The organism is Rhizobium sp. SG_E_25_P2 (assembly GCF_029892285.1).
Taxonomy (GTDB): Bacteria; Pseudomonadota; Alphaproteobacteria; order Rhizobiales; family Rhizobiaceae; genus Rhizobium_E.
Genome location: NZ_JARXVM010000025.1, coordinates 52,284 through 72,809, shown reverse-complemented (window position 1 = coordinate 72,809; position 20,526 = coordinate 52,284). Strand labels below are relative to the sequence as shown.

The 20,526-nt window shown below is 61.0% G+C and carries 17 protein-coding genes; 2 read left to right on the top strand and 15 right to left on the bottom strand.

Going from position 1 to position 20,526, the window contains the following annotated elements; genetic code table 11:
- Positions 1-1,656 carry an ABC transporter ATP-binding protein gene (locus M2360_RS25080; RefSeq protein WP_280778118.1) on the top strand — a complete coding sequence of 552 codons (1,656 nt, stop codon included), beginning with the start codon at positions 1-3 and terminating at the stop codon, positions 1,654-1,656.
- 155 nt (positions 1,657-1,811) lie between these two features.
- Here M2360_RS25080 and M2360_RS25075 read toward each other — a convergent pair whose 3' ends face one another.
- Positions 1,812-2,288, bottom strand: coding sequence for an Lrp/AsnC family transcriptional regulator (locus tag M2360_RS25075; RefSeq protein ID WP_280778138.1), 477 nt, complete (start codon positions 2,286-2,288; stop codon positions 1,812-1,814).
- Between the two features lie 227 nt (positions 2,289-2,515).
- Here M2360_RS25075 and M2360_RS25070 point away from each other — a divergent pair, with 227 nt between their 5' ends.
- Positions 2,516-3,841, top strand: a complete 1,326-nt coding sequence (locus M2360_RS25070; RefSeq protein ID WP_280778117.1) for an FAD-binding oxidoreductase — start codon at positions 2,516-2,518, stop codon at positions 3,839-3,841.
- Positions 3,842-4,464: 623 nt separating this feature from the next.
- Here M2360_RS25070 and M2360_RS25065 read toward each other — a convergent pair.
- The 14 genes from M2360_RS25065 to M2360_RS25000 form a co-directional block, all read right to left on the bottom strand.
- On the bottom strand, positions 4,465-5,271 hold the full coding sequence (locus M2360_RS25065; RefSeq protein WP_280778116.1) for an energy transducer TonB: 807 nt from the start codon (positions 5,269-5,271) through the stop codon (positions 4,465-4,467).
- A gap of 146 nt (positions 5,272-5,417) precedes the next feature.
- Positions 5,418-5,927 (bottom strand): TonB system transport protein ExbD, encoded by a 510-nt coding sequence (exbD, locus tag M2360_RS25060; protein WP_280778115.1) that lies wholly within the window; start codon positions 5,925-5,927, stop codon positions 5,418-5,420.
- Positions 5,928-5,933: 6 nt separating this feature from the next.
- On the bottom strand, positions 5,934-7,217 hold the full coding sequence (exbB, locus tag M2360_RS25055) for a tonB-system energizer ExbB (RefSeq protein WP_348529577.1): 1,284 nt from the start codon (positions 7,215-7,217) through the stop codon (positions 5,934-5,936).
- Positions 7,138-7,737 carry an Rrf2 family transcriptional regulator gene (locus tag M2360_RS25050; protein WP_280778114.1) on the bottom strand — a complete coding sequence of 200 codons (600 nt, stop codon included), beginning with the start codon at positions 7,735-7,737 and terminating at the stop codon, positions 7,138-7,140. The genes exbB and M2360_RS25050 overlap by 80 nt, the downstream gene beginning before the upstream one ends.
- 16 nt (positions 7,738-7,753) lie before the next feature.
- Positions 7,754-9,535 (bottom strand): ABC transporter ATP-binding protein, encoded by a 1,782-nt coding sequence (locus M2360_RS25045; protein WP_280778113.1) that lies wholly within the window; start codon positions 9,533-9,535, stop codon positions 7,754-7,756.
- Positions 9,528-10,469, bottom strand: coding sequence for an ABC transporter ATP-binding protein (locus M2360_RS25040; RefSeq protein ID WP_280778112.1), 942 nt, complete (start codon positions 10,467-10,469; stop codon positions 9,528-9,530). Before M2360_RS25040 ends, M2360_RS25045 begins: the two co-directional genes overlap by 8 nt.
- On the bottom strand, positions 10,466-11,542 hold the full coding sequence (locus M2360_RS25035; RefSeq protein ID WP_280778111.1) for an iron chelate uptake ABC transporter family permease subunit: 1,077 nt from the start codon (positions 11,540-11,542) through the stop codon (positions 10,466-10,468). The genes M2360_RS25040 and M2360_RS25035 overlap by 4 nt, the downstream gene beginning before the upstream one ends.
- The gene (locus tag M2360_RS25030; RefSeq protein WP_280778110.1) at positions 11,539-12,606 is read right to left on the bottom strand and encodes an iron chelate uptake ABC transporter family permease subunit; all 1,068 of its coding nucleotides are present in this window, start codon (positions 12,604-12,606) and stop codon (positions 11,539-11,541) included. The genes M2360_RS25035 and M2360_RS25030 overlap by 4 nt, the downstream gene beginning before the upstream one ends.
- Entirely contained in the window at positions 12,603-13,445 is an 843-nt protein-coding gene (locus tag M2360_RS25025) for a siderophore-interacting protein (protein ID WP_280778109.1), read from the bottom strand. The genes M2360_RS25030 and M2360_RS25025 overlap by 4 nt, the downstream gene beginning before the upstream one ends.
- A gap of 2 nt (positions 13,446-13,447) precedes the next feature.
- Positions 13,448-14,425 (bottom strand): ABC transporter substrate-binding protein, encoded by a 978-nt coding sequence (locus M2360_RS25020; RefSeq protein WP_280778108.1) that lies wholly within the window; start codon positions 14,423-14,425, stop codon positions 13,448-13,450.
- Positions 14,426-14,427: 2 nt separating this feature from the next.
- On the bottom strand, positions 14,428-16,932 hold the full coding sequence (locus M2360_RS25015; RefSeq protein WP_280778107.1) for a TonB-dependent siderophore receptor: 2,505 nt from the start codon (positions 16,930-16,932) through the stop codon (positions 14,428-14,430).
- Between the two features lie 150 nt (positions 16,933-17,082).
- Positions 17,083-18,117, bottom strand: a complete 1,035-nt coding sequence (locus M2360_RS25010; RefSeq protein WP_280778106.1) for a FecR family protein — start codon at positions 18,115-18,117, stop codon at positions 17,083-17,085.
- A gap of 84 nt (positions 18,118-18,201) precedes the next feature.
- Positions 18,202-18,708 (bottom strand): RNA polymerase sigma factor, encoded by a 507-nt coding sequence (locus tag M2360_RS25005; RefSeq protein WP_280778105.1) that lies wholly within the window; start codon positions 18,706-18,708, stop codon positions 18,202-18,204.
- Between the two features lie 317 nt (positions 18,709-19,025).
- Entirely contained in the window at positions 19,026-20,474 is a 1,449-nt protein-coding gene (locus M2360_RS25000) for an APC family permease (protein ID WP_280778104.1), read from the bottom strand.
- Between the last annotated feature and the right edge of the window lie 52 nt (positions 20,475-20,526).

Here is a 20,526-nt window from a genome sequence, read left to right as displayed (position 1 = left end):
ATGAACAAGCTCGTCGAAATCAGGAACCTGCGTGTCGAGGCGACCACCGATGCCGGACGCCGCAACGAAATCATCAAGGGCGTCGATATCTCGATCGCCAAGGGTGAGATCGTAGCCCTGATCGGCGAAAGCGGCTCCGGCAAGACGACGATCGCCCTGACGCTTATGGGCTATACCCGCCCCGGATGCCGCATTTCCGATGGCGCGTTGCTGGTCGACGGCAAGGACATGGCCAAGCTTTCCGAGCGCGAGCGGGCCGGCATTCGCGGCACCGAAGTCGCCTATGTGCCGCAAAGCGCCGCCGCAGCCTTCAACCCGTCGCAGACAATTATGGATCAGGTCATCGAAGTGACCCGCATCCATGGCCTTATGACGGCTGACCAGGCCCGCGCCAGCGCCATTGAGCTATTCAGGGCCTTGTCGCTTCCCTCGCCCGAAACCATAGGCGGGCGCTATCCACATCAGGTCTCCGGCGGCCAGTTACAGCGGCTTGCCGCCGCCATGGCGCTGATCGGCGGACCGAAACTTGTCATCTTCGATGAACCGACCACCGCGCTCGACGTGACGACCCAGATCGACGTGCTAAAGGCCTTCAAGTCAGTGATGAAAGCCGGCGGCATTGCCGGCGTCTATGTGTCTCATGATCTCGCCGTCGTTGCCCAGATCGCCGACCGCATCGTCGTATTGAAGGGCGGCGAGGTGCAGGAGGAGGGCGCGACGGAGACGATTCTTTCGGCGCCTTCCCATCCTTACACGCGGGAACTGTTGTCCGCCTTCGAGCCGAAGGAAACGCAATTTGCCGGCAGGCGCGAGGACAAGGCGCGTCCGCTGCTTCAAATCGAAAACGTCATCGCCGGCTATGGCCCGATCCAAGCCGACGGCCTGCCCTTCATGCAGGCTGTCCGCTCGGTGAGCCTCTCGGTCGAAAAGGGCCGTAATCTCGGCATTATCGGCGAATCCGGCTGCGGGAAGTCGACACTCGCGCGCTGCATCGCCGGCATCCTGCCGGCAAGTGCCGGCAATATCATCTTCGACGGCAAGGAACTCGATCCCAACGCGCGCCGACGCTCGCGAAAAGCGCTGCGTGAAATGCAGATCGTCTTCCAATATGCTGATACGGCGCTGAACCCCGCCAAGCCCATTGAGGACATTCTCGGACGGCCCCTCAGCTTCTATCATGGCCTCAAGGGCAAAGCGCGCGACGCCCGGGTCGATGAACTTCTCGACATGGTGCGCCTGTCCAAGGCGGTGCGCTACCGCCACCCGTCGGAACTCTCCGGCGGCCAGAAGCAGCGCATCAACTTCGCCCGCGCGCTGGCCGCCAATCCCAAGCTCATCATCTGCGACGAGATCACCTCGGCGCTCGACACGGTCGTTGCCGCAGCCATCATCGAACTGCTCAAGGAATTGCAGCGCGAGCTTAACCTCTCCTACATCTTCATCAGCCACGACCTCTCCGTGGTCGAAGCGATCTGCGACGAGATAATGGTCATGTACCGCGGCGAGAAGGTCGAGCACCTGACCCGCGAGGACGTGAAATCCCCGACGCACCCCTATTCCAAACTGCTCTTCTCCTCCGTGCCGAAACTCGACCCGACCTGGCTCGATAATCTCGTGCTGGAGCCGGAACTGGTCCGGCAGTATGGCGGGGCTTGACGGCTGTTCCCCTTCTCCTTTTGGGGAGAATGTGGCCCGAAGGGCCGGATGGGGTTATTTCTGCCACTGAGCGAGCTGGGAGCCACTCATCGCCTCACTGCGTTCGGCAATTCTCACCAAGGGGAGAAGAGGGCGCCGCATCCACCGGATCGATATCATACTGGAAACAAGCTTGTCAGCGGCAGATGCGACTTCACAATCGGCGATTTTAGCACGACGAAGCTGAAATACTTATCGATACCTATGTCCATATCGGTCAGCCGCTCCATAATCGTCTGGTATTCGCCTATGCCGGCCGTGATGAATTTCAGGAGATAATCATAGCCGCCCGAGACCAGGTGGCATTCGATTACCTGGTCGATCTTGGCGACGACTGCCAGAAAGCGCGCAAAATCGACCTGGCGGTGGTTCTTCAGCGTGATTTCGGTAAAAACGGTCAGCGTCTGGCCGAGCTTGGCCAGATTGATCTGGGCCGAATAGCCCTCGATATAGCCTTCCGCCTGCAAACGCTTTACACGCATCAGGCACGGGCTCGGCGACAGATGCACGAGATCGGCCAGTTCCACATTGGTGATGCGGCCGTTCTTTTGCAGTTCGTAGAGGATCTTGATATCCGTCCGGTCGAGTTTCATCATCGGTCCGCCGCCTTCCCCTTTATTGTGCAGCATAAAATTCTGCCGCATGTTTGAAGCAACGTTAGCATAGAGTGATCCCTTGTCCATCAAGCCGCGAAATAGGACATGACGCAGAAGATTTCGATGCGCGGGTGACGACCAGCATTTTCTGCCGTTGCGACAGGCACTCCGGTTTCGCATGCGGATGGCCTGCACATAGTGTAGGGGCAGAATTGGAGATTGCCATGCCCGCCCCGCTTGCCCTCATCGACACACCCTCCGATCTGCCGAAGACCGCCGACGTCGTCGTGATCGGCGGCGGCATTGTCGGCGTATTCGCGGCCTATTACCTGACGCAGCGCGGCCTGAAGACCGTGCTGATCGAGAAGGGTCGCATCGGCGCGGAACAATCGAGCCGTAACTGGGGCTGGTGTCGCCAGCAGAACCGCGATGCGCGCGAATTGCCGATTTCCACGAAGAGCCTCGATCTATGGGAACGCTTCGCTGCCGAGACAGGCGAGAATACCGGCTTCCGCCGCTGCGGCCTCCTCTATCTCAGTAACAACGAAGCCGAGATTGCCGGCTGGGCGCGCTGGCGCGATTTCGCCAGGACCGTCGGCGTAACGACGCATATGCTCTCTGCATCGGAAGCGGCGGAAAAGGGCCGCGCGACGGGCCGTCCGTGGAAGGGCGGCGTCTTCTCGCCAACCGACGGGATTGCCGATCCGGCCAGTGCAGCGCCCGCCGTTGCCCGCGCCATCGTCAAGTTCGGCGGCGCGGTTATCCAGAATTGTGCGGCGCGCGGCGTCGAGACGGAAGGCGGGCGCCTCAGCGCCGTCGTCACCGAAATGGGCACGATCCGCACCAGGACGGCAATCCTGGCCGGCGGCGCCTGGGCCTCATCCTTCTGCCGGCAACTGAGAATCCGCTTTCCGCAGGCCTCGATCCGATCCTCCATCCTCTCCGTTTCGGGCAGCGCGGAGGGCATTCCGCCGGCGCTGCACACGGCCGAAATCTCGCTCACCGCACGCGGTGATGGCGGCCACACTCTGGCGATCAGCGGGCGCGGGCGCGTTGACGTCACGCCGCAGCAATTATGCTTTTCGCCGCAATTCCTGCCGATGTTCCTCAAGCGCTGGAAGAGCCTGGCGCCAGGCGGCCTTGAGGGCATGAAGAGCGGCTATGAAACGCTTTCCCGCTGGCGACTCGACCGGCCGACGCCGATGGAGAAGATGCGCATTCTCGATCCCACCCCGGATCAGGCGACTATCCGCCTGACGCATGAACGGGCGCTGGCGCTTCTGCCCGAACTGAAGAAGACGAAGATCACCGCAAGCTGGGCCGGCTATATCGATTCCACACCGGATGGCGTGCCGGGCATCGGTGAAGTCGAAACCCTGCCGGGCTTCATCCTCGCTGCCGGCTTTTCCGGCCATGGCTTCGGCATCGGCCCCGGCGCCGGCCATCTCATCGCCGATATCGTTACTGGGGCCGAACCCATCGTCGATCCCAAGCCCTACCACCCTTCCCGCTTCATGGCCTCGGCCTGGGGTAAGGTGGCGGAGTTCTGAAGGCAGGTCGGCTAGTTCCGCGCGATGCACCCACTTTCACCTAATTGTAGAGGAATTTGGTTCCCACTTTCGAATATTTAACTTGAGATACCCATTTCAAAGATGAACGAAAGGAGTAATCGTTTCACCTTGAACAGAATCGAACAGCGGTACACGTAAATAATGTTCTTGGTGAAGTCCGGTAAATAGCAGTGGAATATTTCTGCCGCGACAGAGATTATTAAGAATCCCGAGGCTCACCCGTACTCAAAAGCGCACCGATTTACAATATTTTATGAATTTCACATGTCGCTGTAGCGAGATATTTGCTTGTGATCGAGACTTATATTATGCTTTTAGGTCAGCTTATAAGCCTGCTTTACATTCCTTAAAGATTCGCGCGACCACCTTTTTTGCTGCTCGTTCGGTCGGTCTAGAGTGCCGTGTATTGTTGAGGCCCGCTATCGACAGGTCGTTTGGAGTTGATAGACCTCGATTGTTCAGCTCCCTCATGTGCCCAGCGCCATTTCATCGTTGCGCAGATGGATGTGTTGTCACCCCGCTCCGTCAGAATCTATTTGAGGGTACGATCACTGTCCGTTCCGTTGGTTGGTCAAGATCACAGGTTTGGACCGACTGGGCGCTCATCTTACGGTAAAGCGCACCGGGGCTGTGATGGTCTTGTTGACACCTGGCGGCGGTGTCGGAACCGGCGATGCACGCCTGACCATCTCGACCACCGCGTTGTCGAGATCGGGAAAACCGGACGAACGGGCAAGGCTGGCGGAGAGCACGTTGCCGGCATCGTCTATGCGGAAACGCACATAGGCAGTGCCCTGCTCGCCGCGCGAACGCGCGCCGGACGGATAGCGCTTGCGCCGCTCGAGATGGGCCATGAGTCGCGATTGCCATTTGGCGGGAGAGACGGAGTTGAAGCCCATGCCTGCCGTTCTCTGGTTGGCCGCATTGCGATTGGACTGTTTAACCTGCGCGGCCGCCTTCGTGGACGTCTTCGACGCTGGGCTAGGTCTCTTTCGCTCCTGTTTCTTCGCCAGGTCGTGCTTTTTCCGCTTCGGCTTTTCGACCGGCTTTTCCGCGAGTTGTTGCGGCCGGAAGACTGGGATCGGAACCTCGACCTTCTCAAGCTTTGTCAAAACCCGCTCCTCGATCGGATCGATCTCCGGTTCGGGTTCAGGCTCCAGCGGCTTCATCGGCTCCTGCTTGGCTTCGGCGACGTCCTCGACAGGTTGTTTCAACGGGATATCATCCTGCGGGGTCGGCGGCTCGACAATCTCCTGCGGCTGTTCGACCGGTTCGGCCGTATCGCTCTTCACCTCCTGTGAATGCTCCATCTGCTCGGAGATTTCATTCATCTCGGTATTGATCGCCTGCGGTTCGGCGGCGAGTTCTATCATGATCGCCGGTGGCGGGGCGCTATCGGCCATCTCCATGGGCGGTTCGCGCAAGGCCCATGCGACGGCGCCGGCATGACCGGCAAGCGCGATGATTCCAGCGCTTGTCCATAACATCGCCCGGCCAGCGCTCATCCTGCCCTGGAACTCGTCTGCCCACGAGGCTTTTGCGACTCTGCCCCCGCTCATGGTCTGGCTCCGGCAGTGGGCTGGCGACCGTCGCTTGCAGGTTGTTCGCCTGCTTGCCCATTGTCCGGCGACAAAACTGGCTGCGGCAGGGTTTCCAGCCCGACAAGCGCGATCTTGAGATAGCCGGCATCGCGCAGCAGGTTCATGACATTCATGAACTCCCCGTAGTCTACGCCCTTGTCGGCGCGCAGGAAGATTCGGGTATCCTTGTTGGCTTGCGTCTCTCTATCCAGGAGAGACGCAAGCGCCTCGCGCGCCACCGGATCGTTGCCGAGCGCAAGCGACAGGTCGGCTTTCAGCGTGAGGTAGAGTGGCTCGTCGGGCTTTTGGCTCGGTGTTGCCGTGGATGCGGGCAGATCGACCGCAACGTCAACCGTCGCCAAGGGCGCCGCCACCATGAAAATGATGAGCAGAACAAGCATCACGTCGATGAAGGGCGTGACATTGATCTCGTGATTTTCCGTAAGATCGTCGCCGCCACTATTGTCCCTGATACCGCCAGCCATGACATATCACTCCGCCGCAGCCGCAAGCACGACGTCAGGCGTCTTCGCTCCGTATGCTTTACGGAAATCGAGATCGCGGCTCACCAGCCGCTCAACGCCGGACGCCGCGTCTGCCAGCAACTGCCGGTAACCGGCCACGGAGCGGGCAAAGATATTGTAGATCACCACGGCGGGAATGGCGGCGACGAGGCCCATGGCAGTGGCCAGCAAGGCTTCTGCAATGCCGGGCGCGACGACGGCAAGGTTAGTGGTCTGGGATTCGGAAATTCCGATGAAGGAATTCATGATCCCCCACACGGTCCCGAACAGGCCGACGAAGGGTGAGACCGAGCCGATGGTGGCGAGAAGGCCGGTTCCCTTGGACATCTTCCTGCCCGCGAACGCTTCGATCCGGCCAAGCGCCGATGAAACGCGCTCTTTCAAGCCGTCGCCGCCTGCGTGATCGATAGCGTCTTCCGAAAGGCCCACCTCTTCCTGCGCCGCACGCAGCATGAGGGCTGCAGGGCCACGCTGCCTTCCATTGCCGCCAACGGCTTCGGCAAGCGTTCTGGAGGTGCGGATAGTCTTGAGCGTTCGACCGGCCCGCGCTTTCGCCCCGGTCAGCTCGATGGTTTTGGCAAACCATACCGTCCAGGTGATAAGTGATGCAAAGGCAAGGCCGATCATGACACCCTTGACCACCCAATCGGCGGCGAGGAACATGCCGATCGGAGAAAGGTCATGCGGCAGATCGGCGCGACGTTCGGATGACGCCATCATATACGAGATCGCGCCTGCAGGATCTTCGAGAAGCGCCGGGGCCGTTTCTCCGATTGCTTGCGACCTAGTGGCGTTTCCTGCGACGGGTTTTCTGCCGATTGCTGTCTCCTGGGCAGCGGCGGGCAGTTCGCCCGCCGTATCCGACGAAACGCTTTCCGCCACGGCTGGCGTCGTTGCGGTATTGCCGATCGCCTGCCGGTCCAATGCTCCTGCAACAGGTTGGCGGCTCTTGGTAGGTACGGCTTCTCCGGTCGCTATGGCGTTTTCCGGCGTGTGCTCCTGGGCGCTTTCGGCGGGCTTGATCGCACCGCTGACGGACTGTTTTTGCGCACTGCCATTGGTTTCCTGCGCATATGCGGGAACGAACGCCATCATCGCCGCCACCGCGAGGGCCGGGATAGAAAGGACGGCGCGTAGGTTACAGGCGGAATACTGGCGGCATTGGTTGCGGTCACCTGGAGGCGTTGGCATGATGATGGTTTCTTTCCCTTCTTGCGCACTCCGCGACGATGAGGCCGATGTCGGCTTCATCCTGCAAACGAGAGGCGGATTGTTCCTGGCGATAAAGTATGCTCGTGAATGCGGCGGCCCTGTCCCGTTTTCGGCGCGCGGGGTTGAGCAGTTCACAGTCGAGGCAGTCGACCCGTTTGCCCGCAATCTCGCTAACCAGATCGGCGATTGAGAAACGGTCCATGAAGGTCAGAAAGGTGGCTTCTGCTGCGCCCACAATTGCAGCGAAGGCGGCGTTGGCGGTCGATGGCTCAACGCTCACGCCAACATTCGCGTTACGCGCCAGATCAGGCTGCATGCGCCTCAACACGTCGCCGAGCAGGATATCCAGTGGCGGAACCGCAAGTTTAATACCTCCCTGGCAGCCTCGCGTCGTCTTCAGGAAGCCCTTGTGGACGAGATCGTTCACGACATGCGCGGCATAATCCTTCGTTGTTTTGGCCGCTCCCGCCGCCTTCGTCGTGCGAATGGTTTTGCCCGGCGCTCCGGCGCAGGCGGTCAGAATAGCGATGGCGATTTCGGAATGCCGGGTCAGGCGCATTCGTCTTCCTCTCTTGTTATTCGCCAGCAAGCGATGCAGCGGGTGTGCTCGGGGCGTTGGCGGCAATCATGGAAACGGCGGCTTGCGCGGCGTGAAGCTGGCTATAGCGCCCGTGCTTCCAGGCAATCAGGTCCGCATGGCGTCCCTGTTCGCCGATGCGGCCGTCGTCGACCACGAGGATGCGGTCGGCATTGGCGATGGTGGCGAGCCGGTGGGCGATGACAAGTGTGGTGCGGCCTTGCGCCAGCTCCGCCAGCGATTGCTGGATCGCGCGCTCGGTCTCGGTGTCCAGCGCCGAGGTCGCCTCGTCGAGGATCAGGATCGGCGGGTTCTTGAGAAAGATTCGGGCAATGGCCAGCCGCTGCTTCTGCCCGCCCGAGAGCTTGACGCCGCGCTCGCCGATGATGGTGTCGAGGCCGGCCGGGAGGGCTGCAATCACATCGTCCAGCCTAGCGCGGCGCGCCGCATCCAAGATCTCACGCTCCGTGGCGCCCAGACGGCCATAGGCGATGTTATCCCTGATCGTGCCGGCAAACAGGAACACGTCCTGGGCGACAATACCGATATGGGAGCGCAGCGACTTCAGCGTCATATCCCTGATATCGGTGCCGTCGATTGCAATCGCACCAGCCGTCACCTCGTAAAAGCGCGGCAGAAGCGAGCAGATCGTGGTTTTGCCCGCACCCGATGGGCCGACGAAAGCGACCGTCTCGCCGGCCCTGATCGACAGGCTCAACCCCTCAAAGACTAGCCTTTGCGGGCCATAGCCGAAATACACATCGCGGTATTCAATATCCCCCTTCAGCTTCGCGACGGTTTTGGCATCGCCCCGGTCGGCAATATCGGGCCGCGTGTCGAGAAACTGGCAATAGCGCTGGAAGCCGGCGAGACCCTTCGGATAGGTCTCGATGATCGAGTTGATCTTGTCGATCGGCCGGAAGAACACGTTGACCAGCAGCAGGAATCCAATGAAGCCGCCGGCGGTCAATTCACCCCGCACGACGAACCATGCGCCGGCCAGCATCACCACCACCTGCACGAAGCGCATGGAGAGATACGACAGCGACATGGACGCTGCCATCACCTTATAGGCCTCAAGCTTGGTGGCGAGATAATTGCCGTTATTCTCGGCAAACAGCGCCCGCTCGTGATCCTCGTTGGCGAAGGCCTGGACGACGCGGATACCACCGACATTTTCCTCGATGCGCGCGTTGAACTCGCCCACCCGGCCATAGAGTGCGTGCCAGGTCGCCGTCATCCGTTGACCATAGACGGTGGTGAGGATGGCAGTGACCGGCACGATGATCGCCGTCAAAAGCGCCAGTGGCACATGCACCCACAGCATCAGGGCAAGCGCGCCGATCAGCGTCATGATGGCGATGAACAGATCCTCGGGACCGTGATGGGCCACTTCGCCGATCTCCTCGAGATCCTTGGTCAGCCGCGCCACCAGATGACCGGTCTTGTGGTTGTCGAAAAAGCCAAAGGAGAGCTTTTGCAGATGGTCGAAAGCCTTTCGGCGCATCTCGGTCTCGATCTTGAGGCCGAGCATATGCCCCCAATAGGTGACGATGACCTGCAGGCCCGCGTTGACCAGATAGATGAGGAACAGGCCAAGAGAGGCCAGCGCGATCATGCCGAGCTGGTTTGTCGGCAGCAGCCTGTCGATGAACAGCGTCACCGCCACGGGAAAGGCCAGTTCCAACAGCCCGGCCACGACCGCGCTGGAGAAATCGAGCGCAAACAGGCCGCGATGGGGACGATAATAGGCTACGAAGCGCTTCAACAGGTCACCCACCGTGCCCTCCTTCCGTTCGGTTGCTGCAAGAGCTATGACGAAAGAGAGGGCCGCTTTCGGTAAAACTTTCTCGCGTCAGATCCTCTGTTTTTGGCTGATCGACATTCGCCAGCGCGTTCATGCCCGTTTTGCCTCGCGCCTTCGGCACGATCAGCGGCGAGCCCGTGACGGGGTCGGGGATGATGACGGAGGGCAGACCGAAGACGTCTTCGACCAGTCCTTCGCTGACGATGGCAGACGGACTGCCGTCAGCAAGGATTGCGCCATCCTTCATGGCGATCAGATGCGTGGCATAGCGGCAGGCATGGTTGAGATCGTGCAGCACGGCAACGATCGTGCGGCCTTCAGCGTTGAGATCGGCCAGCAGATCCATCAGCTCGATCTGGTGGGCGATGTCGAGGAAGGTGGTCGGCTCGTCGAGCAGCAGCAGCGGCGTCTCCTGCGCCAGCACCATGGCGATCCAGACACGCTGCCGCTGGCCGCCAGACAGCTCATCCACCAGCCGCCCGGAGAGGTCCGTCACACGGGTCGCCTCCATTGCGGCGATGACGGCTTCCGCATCGGCCTTCGACCATTGGCGCAGCAAGGACTGGTGCGGATAGCGCCCGCGCGCCACGAGATCCGCAACCGTGATGCTGTCGGGCGCGGTGGAGGACTGCGGCAGGAGGCCGAGGCGGAGGGCAACCTCTCTGGTCGGGATATCGCGCAGTCTGCGCCCATCGAGGATCACTTGACCCACCGATGGCGCAAGCAGCCGCGACAAGGCGCGCAGGAGCGTAGACTTGCCGCAGGCATTCGGCCCGACGATGACGGTGAAGGACCCATCGGGAATGGCGACCGACAGATTGCGCGAGATCGTGCGCTCGGCGTAACGCAGCGTCACGGTATCGGCATAGAGGCGCGCGGGCGTGGGATGGGCAGGTGTCCTGGTCATTTGCGACCCTCGCGCAGAAGAAGGAATAGGAAATAGACCCCGCCGATGCTGACGGTCATGACCCCGACGGGAAGCTGCGGACCCAGCGCATGCTGGGCGGCCCAGTCTGCGGCAAGCAGCAGCAGCCCGCCGGTCAGCGCCGACGGAAGGAACGCGACGCCCGCCGAGCGGGTCATCCGCCGGGCGATCTGCGGCGCGCAAAGCGCGATGAAGGAAATCGGCCCCGCCGTGGCCGTGACAAGCGCCGTCAGCGTCACGCCGAGCACCATCAGCAAAAGCCGCGTGCGACCTGCATCGACACCAGAGGCGCGCGCGACATCCTCGCCCAGTTCCAGCTGGCGCATCGGGCGCGACAGGAAAAGCGCCAGCGGCAACAGGACGCAGAGCACCAGCGCCACTGGCAAAAGCTGCTCCACGCCAAGCCCGTTCAGCGAGCCTGCTCCCCAGATCGCGGCGGCCATCGCCACCTGAAGCTCCGCCTCGCGGATCATCCAGGCATTGAAGGCCGACAGCATGGCGGCAACGCCGATGCCGACAATGATGAGCCGAAAGCCCTGCGCGCCCTGCCGCCAGGCCAACAGGTAGACGGCGGTTGCCGTCACTATACCGCCCGCCAGCGCGCCGAGCGCCGTCTGATAGTACCCGCCGGAGAACAGCAGGATCATCATGAGCGCGCCGGTATAGGAGCCGGCGGAGAAGCCGATGACATCGGGACTTCCCAACGGATTGCGCGTCAGGCTCTGGAAGATAGCGCCGCTCGCGCCCAATGCCGCGCCGAGCAGAACGGCAAGCGCCACGCGCGGCAAGCGCCATTCCACCACGACCGTCCGCACCATGTCCTCGCCCTGGCCCCCCAAAGCCCAGAGCACTTCGGCCAACGGAACGGGATATCTGCCGCTCAGAAGCGACAGGACCGCGAGTGACGCGGTGAGAACAAGCAGAACCAGTGCCAAAGTGAGCGTACGGCTATCGAGCCGGAACGACAGGCCGCCAGATAAGAGGCGAATGGCGAAAACGACGCGGCCGAACTCCAGCCTTGCAGGATGGGGCGGACGACGAGATGGCCTTGTCATAATCCACCCGCCTGTCTGCGCCGCGACAGCGCAATCAGCACCGGCGCGCCGAGGAAGGCGGTGACGACGCCGGCCTCCAACTCCCCCGGATGAAGCACCAGGCGACCGGCAATATCGGCGCACAGCATCAGCACCGGCGCATAGATCATGGTCATGGGTATGATCAGGCGCTGGTCCGGCCCGGTGAACCAGCGCACCACATGCGGCGCCATCAGGCCGATGAAGCCGATCGGTCCGCAGGCTGCAGTCGACGCCCCGGCGAGCAGGGTTACGGCAACGAGCGTCAAAATCCGGGTGCGGACAAGACCGGCCCCGAGCGCGCGGGCGAGATCCTCGCCGAGCGCCACGACGTTCAGGGAACCTGCGCTCGACAGCGCTATCACAAGGCCGATACCGATAAAGGGGGTGATGGCGACAACGACATCCATGTCGCGCCCCGCCACCGAGCCGATCGCCCATTGCCGCATGGCATCGAAGGCCTGCGGGTTCAAAAGCGTGATCGAGGAGCTAATGCCGCCCAGCACCGCCGACAGCGCCACACCCGCCAGCACCAGACGCACCGGGCTTGCGCCACCCCGTCCAGCCATCCCGCCGCCCGCCATGCCCAGCCCGTAGACGGCCAGCGTCACCAGCACGGCGCCGAGAAGAGCAAACCAAAGATAGGCATGGATCGACGGAAAGCCGAACAGCCCGACCGCCAGTGTCACGAAGAAGGCCGCCCCGGCATTGACACCCAAGATGCCCGGATCGGCGAGCGGATTGCGCGTCGCCGCCTGGATCAGCGCCCCCGCCACGCCGAAACCCGCTCCGCACAACAAAGCCAGAAGAGTGCGCGGCAGGCGGTAATCGACAATCACGATATGATCGACTGAGCCGCCATCATAAGCCGACAGCGCCTCCAGCACGGTCGAGAGAGCGACAGGCCGCACTCCGAGCGAGAGGCTGGTGATCGACAGGGCCGCCAGAAGGCCAAGACCAAAGAGGACCACGGCCATCTGCGCCGCATGTCCGGGCCTCGCGGCGCGCGCCTTCTCGCCAGCCTTGATGAGAACCGCCGCGCTCACACCCGAGCCTGCCCTTCAATCCAGTAGCCGACCGCATCGATGCAGCGCTTGTCGAAGCCAAGCGCATCCCGGAAATGCTTGCGGCACTCGGCTGCGGCCTTGGCTTCCCCGGCGATATAGATATAGCCCGGCCCTTCCGGCAGCGTGGTGATCTCGCGTGCGATGCGCGGCAGTTCCGTATAGCCGGGCCGCTCCGGGCGCAGTCCGTGGCAGGCGTGCCAGCTCACCTCCACATCGGCCACCGTCTCGATCATCTCCCCGATCTCCTGACGATCGGCATCCGACGGGATCTCCACATGCACCACCGCCGGGAACCCATCAGGCAGTTCCTCCAGCACACGGCCGACCGCCGGCAAGCCGGTGATATCCGTCAGCATCAACAGCCACCGGCTGCCCTTCGGCAACCAGAAGCGGCCTTCCGGATTACAGATCCCGACAACGTCGCCCACCTTGGCCTTGATCGCCCAGCCTGCCGCCACGCCGCCCTCATGCACCACCATGTCGAGCACCATCTCTGAGCTTTCCGCATTCCAGCGGCGCACCGTATAGGGCCGGTTCGGCGCATAGTCCGATCCCTCCGGCATCTCCCACCGGCCATTCTCCTTGAGCACCGGCAGCACTACCGGCGTCGCCTCATCCGCCGGCACCGCCAGACGCACCCACTCATCCGGATGCCCGCTGCCCAGCAACCGCTCCCCACCATCAAGCTTCAACACCACCCGCATCATGGATGGCGTCAGGCGCCCAATCGACACCACAAAGGCCAGGAAATTATCCTCCACATAGGCCTCGTGATCATGGTCGAGCGCGCCCGAAAGAGCGTGTGCGTTTGCGTGCATTGTCATTGTCTCTCTGAATTCTTGGCTGCGTCCGCCAGTCGCGGGAGGAACCCCGGAAATGCGTAGGGAATGGCCAGAACGCTCGGCCAGGAAGCCGCCCAGATCTCCGTCGGGTCATCGAGCGCGACGTATCGGCCTTGCCGCACGGGCGAGAACATCTGGAATAGGCTTTGGCTTTCGAGCGCCGAACGAGCACCTGGTTCGTACCACATGACCAAAAGATCGGCGGCTACGCTTTCGAGGTCTTCGAGGCTGGCATCGGATGAAACATGGCCGCCGCCTGCCTCGGCAAGCCGCCGAACGCCGCGGGAGGGTCGCATGCCGATTTCGATCATCCAATCGACCCGCGTCTCGCCCGGAAGATAGACGACTATTCTGCTGCTTCCGGCAAAATAGGAGCCGAAGGTGAAGCTCTTGCCTTTCAGGGCAGGATAGGCGTCGCCATAGCTTCGCAAAAGGCGTTCGGTCTCGTCTATGAGCTGTCTTGCCCGATCATCCAGTCCAAGGATCGCGCCAGCAATTTCCGTCTGCTCGCGCCACTCAGCTCGCCACGGCCCGCTGCGATAAGCAATGGTTGGAGCGATCTGACTCAGCCGCCCGTAGGAAACCGCGTCGAGTTGCGAGAATACGCCAACGATCAAGTCCGGTTTCAGACGCGCAATATCTTCGAAATCGATCATGCCGCCATCAAGCAGCTCCGGTTTTTGTGCTCCGAATTTCTGCTCGCACCAGGGGGTCATGCCGCTGGGAAACATACCGGAATAGACGATGCCAACCGGTTTGTGCCCAAGCGCGAGGAATGGCGCTTCGTCGCCATAGCCGATGGTGACGAGCCGGCGCGGCGTCCAGCGCACCTCGGTGCGCCCGAAGGAATGCTCGATAACCCGCGGATAGATCCCGACCTCAGCCCTGGCGAAGGAGGGCGACACAAGCAATGCCGCCGCACTCTTGTTCAGGACGCGTCGCGTCAGGGCGAACACGGTCAGAACTTGAACTTGGTGGAAACGCTGAAACTGCGCGGCTCGCCGTAATACCCGGTGTCGAAATTGCCAAGCCCGACGTAGTATTTTTCGTCCAGGAGGTTCTTCACATTGAAGTTGATGGCCACCTTTTCGTTCAGCGCGTACTTCGCCATCAGATCAACCAGGAACACGTTCTTCTGGGTGATGTCCTCATAGACGTTCGCAGGGCTCCACACATAACCATAGATCTTGTCCTGCCAACGCACGCCGCCGCCGATGGTCAGCTTGTCCCATGCGCCTGGAAGCGTGTGGGTCGTATAGAGCTTGACGACATTCTCGGGCGCGGTAGTCTGGATGAAGGAAAAAACCCTCTCGCCATCCGCCTTGCGAGCGTGGGAATAGGTGTAGCTCGCATAAACGTTCCAGTCGGGCATGATCTCGCCGGAAGCCTCGATCTCGAAGCCCTTCGTCGTCACGCCGTCGGCAGCCGTGTAATAATACCGCCCGAGATCCGCATCATATCCAGCCGTCTCGGCAAGATTGTCCTGCTTGATCATGAAGACGGCGGCGCTCGTATTCAACCTGCCATCAAACAACTCGGCCTTCACGCCAGCTTCATAGCTGTGGCCTTCTTCAGGATCGAGATAAGCGCCGTTTACGTCCTGGTTTCCCTGCGGCTTGAAGATGCCAGTATAGCTCGCATAGACCGACCAGTCTTGGGTCAGGTCGTAAACCACCCCCATGTATGGGGTAATCTTGCCATTCGTCGAATACTGGCTCGCGCCGCTCCAGCTCGCCGTAGCATTGTCGTAAGATCCCTGGTCGTCATAATCATACCAGCTGATGCGGCTGCCCAGGATGACAGACAGATCGTCTGTCGGGCGAAGTCTGGTCGCTGCATAGGCGCCATACTGCGTCAGGCTGTTCTCGTAGCGCCCCGTCAGATCGAAATCGGGCTCATCGGCGCCGCCGTCCCAGGCGAAGAAGTCCGGTACGGATGGATCGTAGTTGACGCCCCCATAGCCATAGAGCGGCCCCTTGGTCGTTTTGTGCGACGCCGTTGCGCCGAACATAAGATCGTGTTCGCGACCGAATAGTTCGACGGGACCGGATAGCTTGGCATCGACAGTATCCTGGGTCAAACGACCGGAATACTTGCCAACATACTGATAGACTCCCGCCCCGGTAACCGGGTCTGGATAGCCGCTGCCTGCGGAGCCTAACACACTGTCATGTCCGTTCCGGCGATGATTGTAAGTAAGGTCGGCTTGCCAACCATTGTCGAATTCATGATCGAGCGTGACGAAGTAATTGTTGGTGAAGGTATCGCGCCGGCTCCAGTCGGTCGCCGGATTGGTCGAGACGTCGAAATCGGTCCTGCTGCCGTCGCTGAAGAACATCGGCAGTCCGGTCCAACTCGTGCCCCGCGGCCTGCTCTGCTGATAGTCGGCGCCGAGCGACAATGTCGTGTTGTCGGTAACATCAGCCTCCAGAATGCCATAGAGACTAAAGGACTTCTTTTGGTAATGATCGAGGTAGGATTCGGTATCCTCGAATGAGCCGACGAGGCGACCACGCAAGGATCCGTCGGGGTTGATAGGCCCCGATACGTCGGCCTCCGTGCGGTAGGCATTCCAGGATCCCGCAGTTCCCGTAACGGAGGCCTGGAACGTGTCTGTCGGCCGCTTGCGCACGAGATTGACGGCGGCGCCTGGACTTCCCGAGCCTTGCAGAAGGCCGTTGGCGCCCTTCACGATCTCCACCCTGTCATAGATTGTCGTGTCGGGATTGGTGAGACCGAAATCGTAGACTCCTTCGTTCTGGATCACCACGCCATCATACTGGAACTCTCCAATCGTGAAGCCGCGCGCCAGATATTCGGTCCGATCGCTGTCATACTTCTGAATAGAAATGCCGCCAGCTGTTTCGAGGACATCCTGCAACGAATTGCTGGCCTGATCCTCCATTCGCTGGCGTGTCACCACCGTCACCGATTGCGGTGTCTCTCGGATGGAAAGCGGCAGGCCGGTCGCCGTATTCATCTGACTGGTCGTGTATGACCCTGTTCCTTCCGTGGCGCCGCCGCCCTGCCCTTGCACAGTGATCGTCTCCAGAACGGTCGACCCGTCGGCGCCAATCGGTGAATCTGCGGCAGCCTCCGGTTTTTTCAAGGAGACGCTGTTTCCGGAGAAGCGATAGGAGACGCCCGTGCCCGCAAGCAGTTGAGCCAGCGCCTGTTCGGGGGAATAGGCGCCGCGAACGGCGGTGCTGCGCAGCCCTTCAACGCGAGAAACATCGTAGAAGACCTGGATGCCCGCCTTGTTGGCAAAGGACAGGATCGCGCTGTTGAGGTTCTGCGCGGGAATATTGAAGGTGATGGATTGCGGCTGGGCCGTGTTTTTTGAGGCGCTCTGCTGCGCAAGGACCGTCGAACCGGCAAGCGACAGGCCGATTGCCAGCGCAACCACGCTGACCGTCGATCCGAGCCGCTGGCGAACATCATGGCCCCGGCTGCTGTGTCCCACCTTTACCCCCATTACAAAACCCTTTCGTCACTCGCTTACGCAGGCGGAAGGCTGCTTCCGCCGGTTCGCAAATAAGACGAATCCGCTCATGTTTTCCGGTAAGGTTTTTTTGACTTTTTTTGTGTCTGTAGAAACTGACCCTTCGCCGGGTCAGTACAGCAGCGTCACGAGCGGCGGAACGGAGGCAGACACGATGCCGAGTTCATGCGTGATGGTGGCCAGCGCCCGGCCGAGATCCCGCGTCTCGAACACGCCGCTGACCGTGCGGTTTGCCAGTGTGGGGTTAGCAATGACGATGCGGCCCCGGCGATAGCGGTTGAGTTCGGCCACGACATCGGCCAGCGGCACCCGGTCGAAAACCAGCTTTCCCTGTCGCCACGCAGCCGCCAGTTCGACATCCTTCTCCTGAACCTTGCCCAGACCGCTCCGTGCTGAATAGCGGACGGATTGGCCGGGGGCCAGAATGGCGCTGGCGGTTTGATGGTCCGGATCGGTCAGGTTCACACGAACTTCGTGTTCGACCACCGTCACCTCAACCGCGTCCGGCAGACGGTCCACCACAAACTGCGTGCCAAGCGCCGTCGCCGTCCCCTCCGCGCCCTCGACGACAAACGGGCGGTTTTCGCCCCCTGCCTTGGGCGCGGCTGTGAAGTAGGCGGCTCCCTCCAGCAGTTCGACGCGCCGCTCGCGATCGGAAAAGTGCAAGGCTATCGCGCTTGCGGAAGACAGGTCCACGACACTGCCGTCCGGCAAGGTCACGCTGCGCTGTTCGCCAGGCAACGTCCGGTAATCCGCAATCATCATGGTCATGGGGCTGCCATACCAGAAACTCGACACGCCGATCACGGCGGCAAGACAGATCGCGGCAATGCCCGCCCTGGACCAGAGCGACCTTCGGGGCGCACGCGGCATGCTCATATGGGCGAGCAGCCGCTCCGTGTCCGGTTTTGAGGAGACACGATCGAAGGAAAGCAAGCCGGGAGCCTCACGCAGTCCCGCAAGATCGCCCCAGGTGTTTTGTGCGAATTCAAAAGCCTCGGCATGATAGACGCTTTGAGAGCGCCAGCGCTGAAACGAGGCGCGCGCCTGCACGTCAGGCGAATCGCCGCCGAGCCGGATGACCCATTCGGCAGCTTCCGCTTCGATCTGTTCTTTGTCGTCTCGGTGTCCCACACTTCGGTCCATGTTCTTGCACCGCCACGTCAGACGCTGTCCTTAATGAGACGTTCAAGGCGTCTCTATCCGGTAACGTTCCGCAGCTTATTTTCGCTATTGCGGCCGCAGCCGTTTGGTGACGTGCAACAGCGCCTTGGCCAGATGTTTCTGCACGGAGCTTTCCGATATGCCAAGGCGTTCAGCGGTTTCGGCGTAACTCAATCCCTCGACCCGGTTCAATACAAATATCCGCCGTGTCCGCTCCGGCAGTTCCGCCACGATCGAGCGTAGCCGATCCAGCTTTTGCCGCGCATCCGCCTCATCTTCCTGCGACGGGCGATCATCGGGGTGGCTCGCCATTTCATCATGCGCGGCGGCATCCGTTTTTTGACGCGCCTTCTGGCGAACGTAATCCACGGCAAGATTGTGCGCGGTTCGATAGAGATAGGATCGCTCGTTCAGCACAACGGCGCGCCCAGCCCGATTTTGCTCGGCATAACGCAGGAATGCCTCTTGCGTCAGGTCCGCAGCGATATCGGCATCCTTCAATTTTTCGGTGAGATAGGCATGCAGTTCACGCTGATGCGCAAAGAACAGCCCCTTCAGCGTCTTGTCCGTCACGTCTTTTTGTCAGCGCTTTGCCGTTTGTCGAATTCATGACGGTATTTATCCGGTTTTACCGTCTATCGCAATCAGGCAGATCAACCAAGGGCCTGTCAAATTCCGTCACAACCAAGCAGCGACGTTTTCAGCGGTGTTGTTCTTTTTTATCGGCTTCCGACAGGCGCGACGCGAGAGAACCGTGGGTATCCACCCCATCAGTTCAACCCCTTGAGGGTTGATCGACGGAGATCCGGACCTGGTGCCAGTTACACGGTTTCAGGCTCGTTCCTTCGCGAACCGGAAACCGTATTGCTCGTTTTTGATGGTATCGGCAGTCAGGCTTCCTGGCCAGCTCCAAGCTGCGCGAAAGCGACGGCGTCGGCCGCTCTCAGCCGTGCTGCCGCAGCCAAGCCCACCACGCCAGCCACCACTACGAGGCCCGGCAGGAGTATGGCGACGAAGCCGCTCGCCCCAGCAATGCCGCCGAAATTGATGGTGATATAGACAACCAGGGCCAGTAGGGTCACGCCGGTGATGATCGGCAGCACTCTGGTGACAAGGACATTGTTTTCCAGACCCGGATTGCGACGGAAGAAGGCAACGATAGCGAAGGACGTCGACGCCATCAGCAGGATGATGGCCAATGTGGCGACATTGGTCAGCCAGGAGAACATGGCGAGCACGGGATCCTGACCGGTCATGACGAAGAGCGAAGTGACGAGGACGGCAATGACTGTCTGGATGATTGAACCGATATGGGGACTTTGGAAAACGGAATGCGTGACGCCGACCCGTTTCGGCAGCAGGCCCTCCCGTCCTGCAACATACATGTAGCGGGCAACCCCATTGTGGAAGGCCAGCACGCCGGCAAACAGGCTGGTGACGAACAGAATGTTCATGACGACGACGATGCCATGACCGACATAGCGTTCGGCCAGATTGAACAGGAAGGTCGTCGGGTCGGCTAGGCCCTGAAGTTCCGGCACGAGCTTGTCGACGCCTGCGCCAACCACCATAAGCCATGATGTCACCATGTAGAACAGGCCGATGATGAAGACGGAAATATAGGTCGCGCGGGGAATTGTCTTGTGTGGTTCGCGCGCCTCCTCGCTGTAGATCGAAGTGGCTTCAAAGCCGATGAAAGAGGCAAAGCAGAATAGAACCCCGATGGCGGGCGCGCCGTTCAACATGGCGGAAGGGGTGAAAGGAGCAGATGACAGGCCGCTGTCTCCGCCTTTTACAAGAATGGCGGCATCGATGATGAAAACCACGAGATATTCGAGGATCACCAGGACGGTCAGAACCATAGCGGACAGATCGACCCGGCGATAGCCGAAAACAGCGACCGCTGCGATGCCGACATAGGTCCAGATCCACCAGGGCAGATCAAGGCCCAGACCTGCAAAAAGGCTAGCCGTCGCCGCCCCGAACAAGCCGAAAACCCCGATCTGCATGGCGTTGTAGGCGAGGATTGCGATAAGGGCGGCCGCACCGCCCATCATGCCCCCAAGGCCCTGCGCGGTATAGGCATAAAATGCGCCAGCACTGTGGATATGCCTTGCCATCGCGACATAGCCGATCGCGAACAGAAACAGGATCCCGGTGACGAGCAGAAATGCCAGCGGAACGCCAGCGCCGTTGCCGAGCAGCATCGCGAGCGGCACCCCGCCAGCGACCGCCGTCAGCGGAGCCGCGGCAGACACCACCAGAAATGTGATCGCCCCGACCCCCAGTGAATTCCGGCGCAGCCCTTGCGAGTTGCCCGCATAAGAAAGCTCTGTCATGTTACCCCTCCGATATTGCCCTTGATGGCTTCGGTTTCGTTATTTTAAGTTT

Excerpts from the sequence above, each read along its gene's own strand:
- M2360_RS25050 (WP_280778114.1), bottom strand. The coding sequence starts at position 7,737 with ATGCGCCTGACCCGGCATTCCGAAATCGCCATCGCTATTCTGACCGCC.
- M2360_RS25040 (WP_280778112.1), bottom strand. The coding sequence starts at position 10,469 with ATGACCAGGACACCTGCCCATCCCACGCCCGCGCGCCTCTATGCCGAT.
- M2360_RS25075 (WP_280778138.1), bottom strand. The coding sequence starts at position 2,288 with ATGAAACTCGACCGGACGGATATCAAGATCCTCTACGAACTGCAAAAG.
- M2360_RS25000 (WP_280778104.1), bottom strand. The coding sequence starts at position 20,474 with ATGACAGAGCTTTCTTATGCGGGCAACTCGCAAGGGCTGCGCCGGAAT.
- M2360_RS25080 (WP_280778118.1), top strand. The coding sequence starts at position 1 with ATGAACAAGCTCGTCGAAATCAGGAACCTGCGTGTCGAGGCGACCACC.
- exbB (WP_348529577.1), bottom strand. The coding sequence starts at position 7,217 with ATGAAGCCGACATCGGCCTCATCGTCGCGGAGTGCGCAAGAAGGGAAA.
- M2360_RS25025 (WP_280778109.1), bottom strand. The coding sequence starts at position 13,445 with ATGCACGCAAACGCACACGCTCTTTCGGGCGCGCTCGACCATGATCAC.
- M2360_RS25070 (WP_280778117.1), top strand. The coding sequence starts at position 2,516 with ATGCCCGCCCCGCTTGCCCTCATCGACACACCCTCCGATCTGCCGAAG.
- exbD (WP_280778115.1), bottom strand. The coding sequence starts at position 5,927 with ATGGCTGGCGGTATCAGGGACAATAGTGGCGGCGACGATCTTACGGAA.
- M2360_RS25035 (WP_280778111.1), bottom strand. The coding sequence starts at position 11,542 with ATGACAAGGCCATCTCGTCGTCCGCCCCATCCTGCAAGGCTGGAGTTC.
- M2360_RS25010 (WP_280778106.1), bottom strand. The coding sequence starts at position 18,117 with ATGGACCGAAGTGTGGGACACCGAGACGACAAAGAACAGATCGAAGCG.
- M2360_RS25065 (WP_280778116.1), bottom strand. The coding sequence starts at position 5,271 with ATGGAGATGGCCGATAGCGCCCCGCCACCGGCGATCATGATAGAACTC.